General features: G+C 45.0%; 13 protein-coding genes. 5 read left to right on the forward strand and 8 right to left on the reverse strand.

Features of this window, described 5'->3' with window-relative positions:
* Nucleotides 1–3: 3 nt before the first annotated feature.
* From B2X65_RS03790 to B2X65_RS03815, 6 genes are all read right to left on the reverse strand, one after another.
* On the reverse strand, nt 4–831 hold the full coding sequence (locus B2X65_RS03790; protein ID WP_290610775.1) for an ATP-binding protein: 828 nt from the start codon (nt 829–831) through the stop codon (nt 4–6).
* On the reverse strand, nt 828–4,037 hold the full coding sequence (locus tag B2X65_RS03795) for an EAL domain-containing protein (protein ID WP_290610776.1): 3,210 nt from the start codon (nt 4,035–4,037) through the stop codon (nt 828–830). Before B2X65_RS03795 ends, B2X65_RS03790 begins: the two co-directional genes overlap by 4 nt.
* Before the next feature lie 743 nt (nt 4,038–4,780).
* Nucleotides 4,781–5,152: a response regulator gene (locus B2X65_RS03800; RefSeq protein ID WP_290610778.1), complete on the reverse strand. Its 372-nt coding sequence runs from the start codon at nt 5,150–5,152 to the stop codon at nt 4,781–4,783.
* Nucleotides 5,145–5,525, reverse strand: a complete 381-nt coding sequence (locus tag B2X65_RS03805; protein ID WP_290610779.1) for an Hpt domain-containing protein — start codon at nt 5,523–5,525, stop codon at nt 5,145–5,147. Before B2X65_RS03805 ends, B2X65_RS03800 begins: the two co-directional genes overlap by 8 nt.
* On the reverse strand, nt 5,515–6,483 hold the full coding sequence (locus B2X65_RS03810; RefSeq protein WP_290610780.1) for a response regulator: 969 nt from the start codon (nt 6,481–6,483) through the stop codon (nt 5,515–5,517). The genes B2X65_RS03805 and B2X65_RS03810 overlap by 11 nt, the downstream gene beginning before the upstream one ends.
* A 174-nt stretch (nt 6,484–6,657) precedes the next feature.
* Nucleotides 6,658–7,329, reverse strand: a complete 672-nt coding sequence (locus B2X65_RS03815; protein WP_290610781.1) for a pseudouridine synthase — start codon at nt 7,327–7,329, stop codon at nt 6,658–6,660.
* A gap of 131 nt (nt 7,330–7,460) precedes the next feature.
* Here B2X65_RS03815 and B2X65_RS03820 point away from each other — a divergent pair, with 131 nt between their 5' ends.
* On the forward strand, nt 7,461–8,168 hold the full coding sequence (locus tag B2X65_RS03820) for an RluA family pseudouridine synthase (RefSeq protein WP_290610782.1): 708 nt from the start codon (nt 7,461–7,463) through the stop codon (nt 8,166–8,168).
* A gap of 100 nt (nt 8,169–8,268) precedes the next feature.
* Entirely contained in the window at nt 8,269–8,670 is a 402-nt protein-coding gene (gene mscL / locus B2X65_RS03825; RefSeq protein WP_290610783.1) for a large-conductance mechanosensitive channel protein MscL, read from the forward strand.
* A gap of 196 nt (nt 8,671–8,866) precedes the next feature.
* On the opposite strand, the gene B2X65_RS03830 is transcribed toward mscL, so the two are convergent.
* Nucleotides 8,867–11,338 carry a S9 family peptidase gene (locus tag B2X65_RS03830; RefSeq protein ID WP_290610784.1) on the reverse strand — a complete coding sequence of 824 codons (2,472 nt, stop codon included), beginning with the start codon at nt 11,336–11,338 and terminating at the stop codon, nt 8,867–8,869.
* A 344-nt stretch (nt 11,339–11,682) separates the two neighbouring features.
* Here B2X65_RS03830 and B2X65_RS03835 point away from each other — a divergent pair, with 344 nt between their 5' ends.
* Nucleotides 11,683–12,669: a PEP-CTERM sorting domain-containing protein gene (locus B2X65_RS03835; protein WP_290610786.1), complete on the forward strand. Its 987-nt coding sequence runs from the start codon at nt 11,683–11,685 to the stop codon at nt 12,667–12,669.
* 63 nt (nt 12,670–12,732) lie between these two features.
* Here B2X65_RS03835 and B2X65_RS03840 read toward each other — a convergent pair whose 3' ends face one another.
* Nucleotides 12,733–13,338: an FMN-dependent NADH-azoreductase gene (locus B2X65_RS03840; RefSeq protein WP_290610788.1), complete on the reverse strand. Its 606-nt coding sequence runs from the start codon at nt 13,336–13,338 to the stop codon at nt 12,733–12,735.
* A 173-nt stretch (nt 13,339–13,511) separates the two neighbouring features.
* Between B2X65_RS03840 and B2X65_RS03845 the strand changes: the two genes are divergently transcribed.
* Both B2X65_RS03845 and B2X65_RS03850 read left to right on the forward strand, forming a co-directional pair.
* Nucleotides 13,512–14,171 carry a sigma-70 family RNA polymerase sigma factor gene (locus B2X65_RS03845; RefSeq protein WP_290610789.1) on the forward strand — a complete coding sequence of 220 codons (660 nt, stop codon included), beginning with the start codon at nt 13,512–13,514 and terminating at the stop codon, nt 14,169–14,171.
* Nucleotides 14,155–14,844 (forward strand): ChrR family anti-sigma-E factor, encoded by a 690-nt coding sequence (locus B2X65_RS03850; RefSeq protein WP_290610790.1) that lies wholly within the window; start codon nt 14,155–14,157, stop codon nt 14,842–14,844. The genes B2X65_RS03845 and B2X65_RS03850 overlap by 17 nt, the downstream gene beginning before the upstream one ends.
* The last annotated feature ends 111 nt before the right edge of the window (nt 14,845–14,955 follow it).

Genomic DNA, 14,955 nt, shown 5'->3' on the forward strand with positions numbered 1-14,955 from the left:
CAACTACCGTGGAATTTTTACTGTAAAACAGCTACCGACACCCGGAGTACTGCTGACATTAATAACGCCCTGATGTTTTTCGACAATGCCACGCGAGAGTGACAAACCCAGTCCCGTTCCCTCACCTTTGGGTTTAGTGGTGTAAAAGGGTTCAAAAATTCGCCCGAGCTGAACGCTATCCATTCCTTCACCGTTATCACTGACTGCAAACCACACCCAGAAGTCGTCAAAACCCGTGGTTATGGTGATAGTACCATCTTGTTTAATCGCCTTGGCAGCATTTAGCAACAAATTTAGTAACACCTGATTCAGCTGTGAGGGAATACAGTTCACTTTTGGCAGTTCAGCGAAGTCCTTCACCACATCGGCTCGATACTTCAGCTCATTGCTAACCAAATTTAAGGTAGATAAAATTCCCTGATGCAGATCAGCCTCAACAAAATCGGCTTGTTCTATATGAGAAAAGTCCTTTAAATCGTGGATAATACCGACTACACGGCTAAGCCCCTGCTCTGACTCTAGCACCAGCTTGGGTAAATCGTCACAGACATACTCAAAATCAAAGTGGGCCAATAAGTTGGCGCGAGTTTCATCATCTACCTGCTGACTTAGCCGCTTAACCAGATGAATTAAATTACTGGAATATTCAGCCAACACTTTCATATTGGACGCAACGTAACCAATAGGATTGTTTATTTCATGAGCAACCCCGGCGGCAAGCTGGCCTAACGAGGCGAGTTTTTCAGACTGCAGCAATTGCTCTCTTAACATTTTGATTTCAGTCTGCAGCTTCGCAATCTGGACGCTTTCTGAACGATGTCCTTGGTTCATTTATCCTCCACGTCACCAAAAAGCTTGTGATATTGGGTAAAAGCTTCTTTTATCTCATGTTTTATTTCATCATCGTGCCATGGCTTGGTCATAAATTTATAAATAGCACCTTTGTTTATAGCTTCAGTCACCGTTCTTAAATCAGTATATCCTGACAACACCATTCGGATGGTATTGGGGTACATGTCTTTTACCTGGCTAAGAAACTCTGTGCCATTCATGCCGGGCATCCGTTGGTCCGAAACAATAACCTGTACTTTATTTAATGCTAAAATTTCAAACGCACGGCTGGCACTAGTGCAAGTTAAGATCTGATAACCTTCACGGCGCAGCACTCGCATCAGCGCATGTAAAATATTTTCTTCATCATCAACCAGTAAAATGGTTTTGGCATAATCCACCGGCATGGGTCGAAACATCCGGTTTTTCTGATAATTTTGCAGATACTGTTCCAGCAGTTTTGGCGGCATTGGCTTACCAAAGTAAAAACCCTGATATTCATCGCAGAAACTCTTTCTGAGCAATACCGCCTGAGCTTCGTTTTCAACGCCCTCGGCGATAACTTTAATGTCCAGATGATGCGCCAAAGCAATAATAGCTTTGCTGATTGCTGCATCATATTTATCCGAGACAATATCTTTGATAAAACTTTGATCAATCTTTAACTTATCTATCGGTAAACGTTTTAAATAATTAAGGCTGGAATAGCCGGTGCCAAAATCATCAATGGATATTTGTACGCCCAGTTGACGTAACTGCTGTAACTTTAAAATAACTTGCTCAGTATTTTCGAACAGTAGTGACTCGGTTAATTCGATTTCGAACCAGCGAGCTTCTAAGCCGTTTTGGCTAATTGTTTGCTGTAAATGCTCAACAAAATTACTCCGGCTAAACTGAATAGAGGAAATATTCACCGCCATCACTACGCTGGCAATACCTCGCTCTATCAGAGATTGATTATACTTACTGGCCGTAGCGACTACCCAATTGCTTAGGGCGACGATATCACCGGTATTTTCTGCCAGCGGGATAAACTCTGCCGGGCTGATAAAACCCAATTCAGGGTGTGGCCAGCGCAGCAGCGCCTCCACTCCTACGATATTGCCGTTGACCGCATCAACTTGTGGCTGGTAATACAATTCAAACTCATTGTTCACAATCGCTTTTTTTAATTGAGCCCGCAAATTCAACTGTTTTTCAGATGTATTTTCCAGTTCATGGCTATACCACTGAAAGTTATTACGGCCCAGCTTTTTTGCCCGGTACATCGCCAGATCGGCTTGTTGTACTAAGTGCTCGGGTTCCGTTTTCTCTGTGTCAGAAACGCTGATGCCAATACTGGCTGACAAATGTATTTCGTGATGATTCAAATGCAATGGTGTGGCGATAATATCCAGGATCCGTTCCGCAACCGACACCACATCTTTTGAGTCTGTCAGTAATAGCACAAATTCGTCTCCACCAAATCTGGCCAGGGTATCTACCAGGCGAATACAGGATTTGATGCGCTGGCTTATTTGTTTCAGCACTTCATCCCCTATTCCACGCCCCATGGTGTTGTTAATTAGCTTAAAACCGTCCAAATTGATAAATAAAACTGCCAGCGACTGTTGCCGGCGTAACTGCATGTGGCAGCTATGAATTAATATATCTTCAAACAAGGCTCTGTTTGGCAGACGGGTAAGCAGATCATGAGAGGCATTGTAAGCGAGCTCTTGTTCATATTGTTTCTGAGCGCTAACATCGGTTTGTACGCCAATATAATGAGTGACCTCATTATCTTCATTTGGCACAGGTGCTAGAAAAAGCTGGTTCCAGAATAAACTGCCATCTTTTCGATAATTTTTCAGCACGACGTTGCATTCTTTCTTGCTTGCTATCGCTTGGCGGATGGTATTCGTTGCAACCGGATCTTGTTCTGCTCCCTGTAAGATACGACAATTGCTGCCAATGATTTCTCTGGCTTGGTAACCGGTAAGCTTTTCAAAAGCAGCATTAACATATACTACGGGTTGCTCAGACTCCAAAAGGTCCGCAATAACAATACCACTGGAGGTGGCGTCAACAGCCCGTTTATACAGACGTAACTGTTGTTCTGCCTTAACGATGTCATCGACATTCCGGGCAATGGCATATACTAAACCTAAGCGGGGAACATAATTAGCCACCCACATTAGATGAACAACGCGGCCGTCTTTATGCAGATATCGATTTTTAACGTTTTCAGCAAATGAATCGGTATTTATTATCTGCTGGAATTTTTTATCTGAAAATGCTTTGTCATCGACATGAACAAAGTCGAGAAATGTCTTTCCAAGTAACTCATTCTGTTGGTATCCCAGGATTTTTTGACACGCAGCACTTACCTCAACAAACTGTCCTTTCCTGTTAACAACACAAATCATGTCAGCGGAGTTAGTCATAATTTGTTGCTGTTGCAACTGTAACTGCTGAAGTTCAGCAACGTTATGCTGTAACTTGTCGTTACTTGCCATCAGGTGCAGGCGGTGGCGCAGGCTTTGCTGATAAAACTTTTGGCTCAGCATAACTAACAAGGTGGTTAACCAACCAGCAAATATGATGACTTCCGTAGCGACCAGATAGCTGGTAGTGCCACTGTTATAACTGGTATGTACCTTTAAGTGCCAATGTAAATTTTCAGGTAAACTAATCTGATAACTTTTAACAAGACGAGTGCCAGAAGAAGAATTTACCGAATCATATATTGGTGTTTGTTGTGCCGGCTGAAATAATTGTACAAGATAACCTGTCGGTACTAACAGTGATATTGCGGTGTCCATTGCTCTGAAAAAATCGACCGCAGCAACTAAACGTTTAACGCCTAGTCGATTGTTAAGCGGCAATGAAATCACGAAAAATGCATGATTTAGATCAGTATCGTAATGTAAGGTCAGTTCTGGCTTATTGTGACTCGTAGGCGGAATACCAGATATCACACTTTGTTGCAGCAAATACTGATTAAACCAACTTAGCTCAGCTGGATATTGGGCTTTTTCATGCAGTATTTTCCCGTCAGAATTCTGCAACGCCAGGTAATCAATATATGAGAAGTCTCGCAGATAACTTTTAAATTCAGTTTCATAGTATGCTGGCGATAAATCTACTTCAGCTGCAGAAATTCTCTCCGCCATACGATTCATTAAATCGCCTTGCTCATCAACAATCTGATCTACAGTGTGCTGCATACGCTGTGCAATTTCAGCTGCTGTTTTGGCGATTGCCGATGGCAATTGATAGGCATAGTTAAACCACAGTGAAATTGAAGATAAGGCAATAAAACTGACGAGTAACCACCCCCCTCTAGACAAATATTGTGGTGCATAACAACTTCTAACATAAGGTAAGCACAAACTGGCACTTGCCAAAAGCGCAAGAAAAATTGCCATATGAATTGACGTAGCGAAGCTCGTACTTGAACTAAACCAGTAAAAGCCAGTTGCCTGGGTCATAACAACCGATAAACAGATTACAATAACGACCAGATTTGTTAGCAGTTTTATTGCTGAAAACACTGTAAAGCTAATAGCGGTTTTCTTTTTATACCGGCCAAGCCATGGCAAGCATAATAATACCAATGCACTACTCTGCCAAAGTGGCATCCTCATTTGTCTACTTAGTAAACTGAAGTGGTCAACAGAGGCAGCCGATGGCGCCTGCCAAAGAATGCTGGCAGTCACAAGCACAGCTACAATTACTATACCGAAATAGATTAAAACACGTTTTTTAAATGTATCCCCGATCAATAGTACGCAGACGGCGAAAAGACCCAAAGCACTATCTGGCAGCATAACGAAACGGTAGTTTGCAATTTCTTCCGTAACCACAGCGGCAGTAAGAACCAGAATGCTGGCAAACAGCACTATAATAATATTGCTGTAAAATAAACTACGATAAATTGTGTGGCTCAGCTTCGATTGTCGTATAGTCATCACGGTCTCGACTGCTCCTTTGCAAATTGCTCAATACAACTGATTAAACTGGATTTGCTGCACGGTTTATTTACTACCGCATCCAATATCAACTCTGCAGATTTTTGCTGCAACGCAAACTCAACATCACCACTGACTAACACCCGTTTTATGGCGGGATAGCGCTGCTGTAATTGCAGTAATAGCTCGCTACCGCTAACACCAGGCATTTGCTGATCGATAAAAGCGATATGAAAATCTGTAAGGTCAGGCAGTGTCATCAGATGCTCAGGCCACTGCAGAACATGACAATGATAAGGGGTTTTATGCAGCATGCGCTGATATGCACTCAGCACGAAAGGATCATCATCAACAAACAACAGCTTAAACATCGTCGTACCCACATTGCTGCAAGCTGTTTTGCAACTGTGATAATAATGCCGGCCAGGCCAATGTTAAATCGTGCTCACAGGCCTTAAGGGAGAGGTGATTATTCTGCCGGGCGGCCTGCTCTGTCCTCTGACACAGCGTCATTAGCTGGCCTGCGCCAATTAACCCACTCATTGTTTTTAAACTATGGCTCAATCTAGCTATTTCTACAGAATCTAGAACGCTAAGAGCATGCTGCAGTTGTCCAATGTAAAGGTGTGCTTCATTACGAAAACCGACTAATACCGGACATACCGTTTCGACACTGTCGTCGCCATACATCTCGCTCAGTATGCTTAAATCAAGTACAGCCTTTGCTACCAGATTAGTCATCATCTACCTCGACCTCATTCTCCGTAATTTGAATAATGGGCCGGTTGCAGGTTTGCATCCACCAGTATGACAAACGTTTTAGCAATACCAGTACCTGACTATGATGTTTGATATTGATATTGTTTAATTCGAGGATATGAGGTTTTAACTTTTCCAACCGCTGATTAAACAGCAGCCAGAAATCACGCCGCTGCTCTTTATTTTTGATATTTTTCGCAATATGAAATAAATAATCAGCCGCCTCACAAGCTCGTTTGCGCTCACTTTCTATAGCTACCGCTTTACAATTATCAACAAAGACGTTGTGAAAGCAGCTAACATTAAAGGCGAAGTTGCGCAGCCGCCTATCGAGCTGAAAATAACCAGTTGTGGCACCTTCAGGCCATACTAAAAAATCTTTTTTGTCTGCGGTTTTGCTACCTGCATCACTTTGCTCAGCATCTTCGCTTTTACTTTGCGGTAACTCACGAACAATCGCCACACTAAAGCCCCGATCTGCAGGCGGCTCAGTGGTGACAGCACCCGCATCAGCCATCAGCTGCTTATAATGAGCAACAGGCTTTACCGTTTTGTGATGTTGTAAATGGTGTTGAATTTTTTTGGTTAGCTGCGCCGACGTTATCGGTTTGGCCAGGAAGTCGTTAATATCAAATTTGATACTTTGCTCGATAACATCACGGTAGGCATTACCAGAAAACATAATAATAGGAATATCGTATGCGGTATTGCTAAACATGCCAGCACGTACCCGCTGCACCAGATCTAAGCCTGAAGGGGCTCGCATTTCAATATCGGTGATCAGTAAATCTATCGACTCGTTTTCCAGAAACTCCGCCGCCGTTTTACCATCCAGCGCTTTAAATGCCCTGCACGAAGTAACTTTGTTGGCTACGCCATACAGGAAGTCACACATTAGTATGACATCATCAACCACCAATATATGAATATTTTTTGTTAACATAGTGAACTAAAACACCTGTGGTCTGATTAGATCTGAAGAGTTCTGAATAAATAAACGGGACTTCTACTGCGCATAAACCCTTGTAAGTATAGACCCGCTAATACCTATTTGATTACCAAATCAAAAAATTTATCCTGCGCCCGCCACAGCTATCGATATAAGCTAAATGAGTCATTAAAAATCGGCGGGAGCATCCACTATAATTTGCTGTGCGCTAAGGGGGTGACTAAAACGAATATGGCAGGCATGCAATAGCAAGCGTTCGGCGGCAGTAATTGCCTCAGGGGTACCGTATAAGGTATCACCTAATATCGGGTGGCCTATGGCCAGCAGGTGCAATCGTAACTGGTGCGAACGACCGGTAACCGGAGTTAACAACAGCCGGCTTTGTGCTGCACCGCTATCGCGGTTCAATACCCGATATTGGGTTAAGGAGGCTTTACCGGTAGTCCGGCAGATTTTATACAAAGGTCGGTTCGCCTGATCGGCGGTAATCGGCAGGTTAATTTCGCCACTTTTAGCTGACACCACTCCAGCTACTATGGCCTGATACTGTTTAGTTATGGTACGAGCCTGAAACTGCTTACTTAGTTCAGACAACGCTCTTTTGGTTAACGGCAATAACACAATGCCTGAGGTGTCATAATCCAGCCGGTGTACTACCGTCGCTGATGGCCATTCACATTGCACCCGGTTAATTAAGCAATCTTTGTTTGCCGGGTGCCGACCTGGCACCGTTAGCAATTTAGCAGGTTTACTAACAACAAGCAGTTGCTCATCCTGATATAACACCGTAAAAGGTTGATCAGTTGCTGGCAATACGGCTAAGTGGGATAAATCAATCATTATAAGGTCGGGCTCACTGCCTGTGTTTTGCTATTAAATAATTCGATTAATGACCATTATGCCTGATCTGCGGTTTGTCTGCAGCGCAAAATCCGCTATGCTGCAGGCCGTGTTTTTCGTAATAGTAAGTTATGGCAGACAATTTCCGTTATCAACCGCCGCAAACTCCATGGCTTGATATTTTATATCAGGATAAAGACCTTATCGTGTTAAATAAGCCAAGCGGCTTATTAACGAACCCGGGGCGCGGACCTGAGTTAGCCGATTGTTTATTCAGTCGGGTGAAAGCGCAGTTTGAACTTGCCCAGTTGGTTCACCGGCTGGACCTGAGCACCTCTGGCGTAGTGGTTATGGCGCTGCGCCGTAAAGCCGAGCGCGAACTTAAACGTCAGTTTGCCGAGCGGTTAGTTAAAAAACGTTACTTCGCTGTGGTCGCTGGTCAACTGACTCCTCCCTCTGGCAGTATAGACTTAGCGCTGACGGTGGACGAGCTGCAGCCACCGCGGCAAAAAGTCTGTTACCAAAGTGGTAAAGCGGCGTTGACGCATTATAAAGTCACACAACAATTTGCGCATGCTGCGCTGGTACAATTAAGCCCGGTAACCGGCCGTTCTCATCAGTTACGGGTGCATATGCTAGCACTGGGGCATCCGATCCTCGGCGATGCGTTTTACGCTCCTGCCAAGGTTTTAGCTGCCGCGCCACGTTTGCTGTTACATGCCGCCAGCTTACAACTGCAACACCCCTACTCTGGCCAACCGCTTGAATTTACAGCTGACACAGACTTTGTGTGCGCCAATGGCACGTTAAACTGGCCCAGCGAAGACATCCTAACCTAAAAGTATTGGTAAATTTAACCTGTCTGGCTATAGTGATTCTACCTGTCCCGGCACGTCCGTACGGAAAGGCACATTAATAACAATAAAACAGGAATTTACTATGAGTATGCTCAATGAGTTTAAAAGCTTTGCTATGCGCGGCAATGTGGTTGATATGGCGGTGGGGATAATTATTGGTGCTGCTTTTGGCAAAATTGTCTCGTCATTTGTTAATGACGTTATTATGCCACCCATTGGCGTACTGCTAGGTGGGGTTAACTTTCGCGATTTAGCGATGGTGATTCAACAAGCAACAGAAACGCAAGCCGAAGTACTGATTAAATATGGCATGTTTATCCAAAGCATTATTGATTTTATCATTATAGCTTTGGCGGTATTTGTCGGAGTAAGAGCAATGAATTCGATGAAGGCAAAAGAAGAAGCCAAGCCGGTGGAAGTGGCCAAAATACCGGAAGACGTTAAATTACTGGTAGAAATCCGGGATTTATTGAAAAAGCCCTAGCGGTTTTTTAACCAGGTATGTGACACAAAAAAACGTCTCTTATTGAGACGTTTTTTATTTCTCTAAGCACTGGGATTTCGGCAGCAATACCCGATTGTGCTCGTCGCAGCAACTCGCCCTGCTGCCTGCGGCAGGGCTCAGACACTCTGCGCCGACAAAATCCGGTTTCCTGCCTCATCACCGGTTTATCTACGACCTATAAGTTCTGCTCAAATAACTTATAAATGCGCCGGTACTCATCCAGCCAGCTGCTGGGCTGGCGAAAGCCATGTGGCTCTACCGGATAAATCGCTGTTTCAAAATCCTGCTTTTCCTGCTCAATTAAACGCTGCACCAGGCGCACCACATCCTGAAAAAACACGTTATCATCCACCATTGGGGCATTGATCAGTAACGGTTTCTGCAAACCCTGACTAAAATAAATCGGCGAGCTGCGTTCATACGCTATCGGATCTATGTCAGGAGTATTAAGGATATTCGAAGTATAGGGATGGTTATAATAAGCCCAGTCACTCACTGGACGCAGTGCCGCACCCGCCTGAAATAATTCCGGCTCTTTAAATAATGCCATAAAGGTCATAAAGCCGCCGTAAGAACCGCCGTAAGTACCAACACGCTTGCGATCAACATTGGCATTTTCTACCAGCCAGTTTACGCCATCGGCTAAATCTTCAATTTCCGGAGTGCCCATTTGCCGGTAGATGGCGGTACGCCAGTCGCGGCCATAGCCTTTAGACGCCCGGTAATCCATATCCATTACCACATAACCTTGCTGCGCCAGTAAGTTATGAAATAAAAACTCGCGAAAATAACCAGACCAACCTAAATCACTGTTTTGCAGATAACCGGCACCATGGTTAAAAATTACTGCACGGCGTGGCTCGCCTTGCTGATAATCGGCAGGGTAATACACTTTACTGAACACCGGTTGCTTGGTATGCGATGACGGCACCGCCACTATCTGAGGTGCAACCAGTGGTAATTGCTTAAATTCGGCAGAAACCGTATCCGTCAACCTGACAACTTCGGCGTTTGGAGAAGCCGCCATCAGATATAAATCTTCCGGCATCAGGTTGGTTGAATGGGTTAGTAACAGTTTTTGCTCATCGCCAGACAAGGTAAAATCGGTCATACCAGCCAGCTTCGTCAGCTGCTCAGTGTCTTTTGTGGCCAGATTTAACCGGTACACCTCATATACTCCAGGGTGCGATACGTTCGCTTTAAAGTACAGGTAGTTATCATCGGCGGTTAATGTTGGGTTACTGACTTCAAAGGTGCCACGGGTTAACTTTTCCGCTTTGCGGCCAGAGAGCGCTTTGCTGTACAGATGTGAGTAGCCGCTTTCTTCCGACAGAAAATACAGGGTATTGCTGCTGTTAAACCAGCCAAAGTCATTAAAGGCGTAGTTAACCCAGGCGTTATCGTGCAGGCGATGTTGTGGCACCAGCGCTTTCTTGTCAAAATCAACAGTGGCAATCCAGCGATCTTTATTATCGAAGGCTTTTAGCATGATCGCGACCTGCTCACCGCTATTGTGCCAACGCATGGCACTTTGGCTCCAATACCAGTCGGTCATCAGGCCAATGTCACGGATAATCTTGTCGCTTTTGTATTTCTCACCCTTTGCTTTGGCGTTTTCTGCTTTAACTTCAGCCAGCACATCTTCATTGTAACCCGGTAAACTGGTGTAGCTAAGCGGGTGCTGACTGCCATCGGTCAACGACACGAGAATTAACTTTTGCGGTTCAGGTTTAAAGTCATTCACCCGCCATCTGACAGGTTCTGCAGCAATATCACCGGTTTCGGTAATATAATTGGGCATAATATCCTTTTCATTGCGTGGCTTAGCTTTGCGCACCGCGACCAGTAAATAATCTGCTTTGGGCGATATGCTGGCATCAACAATTTGCTGATCCTTACCAAAATAGGCAGCAACCGGCGCTAAAGACGGATTTGCAGCACGAAGCGCGGAATTAGCCTGGTGCTGTTCACTTTTGTCACGTTGGTTTTTTGCCACAAACCCAATCAGTTTTTGCTGCTCCTGTGCCAGATAACCACTGGGTGCAGCAGGTGCTTTCGGTTTGTCTTCTGTTTTAAGGCTTATCAGCTCGCTGCTCAGGCCCGTAGTTAAGTCGGTACTAAAATAAGTCCAGCCCTGCCGATAAATCAACCGGTTATCCAGTAAAAACTGTGGATCTCTGTGCGTGATATTGCTGCGGGTAATTTGAGTTATCTGACCCTGAGCATTACGAACAAAAATATTCCCTTCAAATACCCAACTCTGCCACTGCCGATCTGCACTGTATTGCACATTGACACTTCCCATCTGATGTAGCTGGGACAACGGCACTGCGACACCATTATCATTGGAATTCAGCGGGCGCTGGTACCAGTCACGTACCTCACTACCTGGCCGTTTCTGCTGATAAAAAACCTGGCTACTATCCGGCCCCCAAAATGCGTTCTCTGGGGTGCGTCCCAACCAGTCCGGGTCAGCCATAATCTGTTCGAGCGTAAGTTTAATTGTCGGATCAGTCTGGTAAACCGGCGTGACAGCAACTGTTGTGTTCTGCCAGGTTTGCGGTTCTGTTTTGGCTAGCGCGATATTGCAATTAAACAACAACGTCACTGCGACGGTAGTAAGCAACGTTTGATGGAATATTTTCATATTTAGGGTCTTGTACTTAATTAACGACGCCCTGTTATACAAAGCCTTGAGGCGGAACGCAACCCGATGCGGCTGAATAGCAAAGATCTGAGCTGGAATGAGCAGCCGGGGAAATTAATGTCCGATAAATTTACAATTGGCCCCCACCAGATACTATGCCCAGTATCGGCATTAGCCTGCCCTTGAGGCATAGAATTGATTTTCTTATCAATAATCAGCAAATACTTATTTAGCGTTAATCTGGCATTAATTATGCGTAACATAACACGTAGTAAGGCAAGGAGCATCGCTGTTGGCAACCCTGTCTGTTGAAACAGTTGTCCAAATCTATAAAGGAGTTTTCCATGACTTTAAAACGTAAGCTAGCGCTGGTCTTATCAACCCTGCTTTTGCTTGCTGCAGGAGCAGCACAAGCCGCGCTAATTCCATTTCAAACTTTTGTTGGTAATTACGGTGTGTCCACTGACGGTTGGGGGTCTACCAGTCAAAGTGGCACCATCAGTGCGCTGGTACCAAATGGCGCAACCGTGGTGGCTGCATACCTGTATTCTTCAACTTTTAATAACCCGAGCCTGGCTGGCGTTGGAGGAACTCTGGCTGGCGAAACAATAAATTACGATACTAACCTTGGAACGATTCCGGCACCAGCCTGTTGCAGTTTGACCGCGACCAGAGCCGATGTCACGTCGATTATAAAACCTCTTGTTGATGGTGGTCCCGGTGGTGTCTATAACTTTGATATCACTGAAACCTCTAACTTTCAGGATGGCTCAGCTTTAGTACTGGTATATAGTGACCCAACCCTGGGAGTATCGACTGTCGGCATACTAGATGGTTTTGCCCGGGTTGATGGCGACACTACCTCACTGAATTTTGCTGATCCGCTTGATCCAACCGCACCGGGCTTTTTTGCCCATATGATGCTGGGCATTGGCTTTAGTTGCTGCGGCCAAACCAATACTGTCGAGGTAAACGGTACGTTAATTACGCAAAATGCCGGCAATAACAATGACAGTGCAGACGCGTCCTTAAGTGATGGCAATCTGATTACGGTTGGCAGTTTTGATGACCCGTTTTCGCCATTAATGCCAGGATATGCAGAAGATACTGAACGTTACAGCTTAATTGATTACCTAAGCACCGGTGACACCAGCATCACCATTGAAACGACCAATGCAACCAACAATGATAATATCTTTTTAGCGGTATTTCATGTGTCGGGTGAAGCAGGCGTCAACGAGCCACCACCAGGTGTAAGTATCCCGGAACCCGCTACGCTGTCTTTGTTTGTGTTAGCCTTAATGGGTTTGCGCCGGAAGTTACTCAGTTAGCGCGGCTTTACTGAAATTAAAAATGCGCGGCAACACCGCGCATTTTTTTTACTTATACTGCACTTATGCCGCCACTTTCTCGCTAAGCTTGCCTAGTTGCTGCTTTGCTGCAGACAGTGCTTTGTCAGCCGCCTCTTCTCCCATATTTAAGCCTTCAGCATAAACGAAATGAAGTTGGCGCAAACCGATAAAATTGAAGAAGCTGGTAAGAAATGGTGTTTGACTGTCCGCTGGAGTGCCCTGATACAGGCCTCCGCGTGTTGCCAGAATAATAACGGGTTTGTCGGCCAGCAAACCTACCGGGCCATTCTCGGTGTATTTAAAGGTAACCCCTGCCCGTGCCAACCGATCTAACAAAGATTTAAGCTGAGATGGAATACCAAAATTATACATTGGCACACCCAACACAATAACGTCCGCAGTTTGCACCTGCTTAATCAGCTTATCGGAATGGCTGGCAAGCTGCTGTTGCTCTGCTGTACGGTCTGAAGCAGGAGTCATCCATGCCGCTAACTCTGTCATCATCAGATGAGGTAGCGGCGCGGCGTTTAAATCAATTTCGGTCAGGTTAATATCACTGCCAAGCTTGGCGGTAAAAGCCTTGCTCAACTTTGTTGAATTACCGTTGTCTCCGCTAATTGAGCTGTTTATTACCAGAACTTCTTTCATAGTTATCTCCTTTAAAGGTATGCGCTGATAATACATCATATTTATAGAATATAAATCGCATTAAAGTGGGCATTCCTTTCTATTTAATGGCTAGATAAGTTTTAAACCAAGGGCAATTAGCAGGCGTATAACCTGCAAATTCGAAAAACAAATGACAGCCGGGATACATAAATATGTTGGAAACTACCGAGCTAAAAGGGCATCATGATGCTTTATCGAAGCAGAAGCGAATAAGCCAGCGGATGACCATTAATAGTGAAAGCGAGACACGCACCGGGCAATGGGAAGACGCCCTGACACTGGTGGCGCTTAATCAGGACAAAGCAGCCTATGCCGAATTGTTCAGATATTTCGCCCCGAGACTAAGAGCATTTGGCATTAAGATGTTCGGTAATGAACAACAAGCCATGGAAATGGTGCAGGACGCCATGTTGAATGTATGGCGCAAAGCCCGTTTGTTCGACGCGAGTCGCGGCTGTGCTTCAACCTGGATTTTTACGATTGCCCGTAACGTCCGATTTGATATGTTGCGCAAAAAACAAAGCAGAAAAGACGATATTAGTGCTGATGACTTGTGGTTTGATGGCGATTACCCCGAGCAGGAAGGTAATAGCAGTGATAACTGGGACACTATGCTAATGAGTGAAAAGTTGTCACCGCATTTTGATGCATTACCGCCAGCACAGCGCATGGTTATGCAAAAAGTATATTTAGAAGAGAAATCTCATCAGGAAGTATCTGATGAACTGGCAATACCTTTGGGTACAGTGAAATCGCGGATAAGGTTGGCACTGGATAGATTGAGAGGGGCATTAGATGACACACGCAGTTAAATTTCATCCGGGATTAATGTTACTGGAACAATATGTTGAAGGTTCGTTGTCTGCTGACGTTGCCCTGGCTGTATCAGCACATATTGATTTGTGCCCACATTGCCAGCAATTAAGTCGCGATATCACTAACGATCAGGCCTGTGTGTTGACTGAACAGCAGGTAACGGCTCGCGATGACGTGCAGGAATGGAATCAGATGCTTGATTTTATTACCAATCAGCCAGTACTTGCAGCAAAGGTTCCGGCTCACGACAATATAGCGGCGCAAGTGGCAAACGTTACGGTTAACGGTAGGACATTTCAGATCCCAAGAGCATTGGCCCGGTTGGCTGAAAACCAAAACAAGTGGTTGCATCTGGGTGGTATCGCTACTGCCAAGTTGCCTACTGCAGACAAGCAGCATGTGTCTTTGCTTTATATCGACAAAGGCACTGAGGTGCCAAATCATACCCATCTTGGGTTAGAGATGACCTTAGTGTTGGCGGGTAAAATAGTCGACGAGAATGGTGAATATGGCGTTGGGGATTTACTGATTAATTCGCCTGACGATACTCATACACCCAGAACGCTGGCCGACGAAGACTGTCTGTGTTTGTCAGTACTCAGTGCACCGTTGAAGTTTAACAAAGGCCTGACGCGTTTATTAAACCCGTTACAGCAGTTTTTTTACTAAACAGGAAGTCTTAGCTTGGTGGAGCAAGCTTGGCGCCGTGCAAACGGCGCTTTTTTTTGCGTTTTCTATCAACACTTTGCCAATAGTATTACACCACCAATAGCGCTAACC

Origin of the sequence: Arsukibacterium sp. UBA3155 (assembly GCA_002364615.1) — a bacterium.
Lineage (GTDB): Bacteria > Pseudomonadota > Gammaproteobacteria > Enterobacterales > Alteromonadaceae > Alishewanella.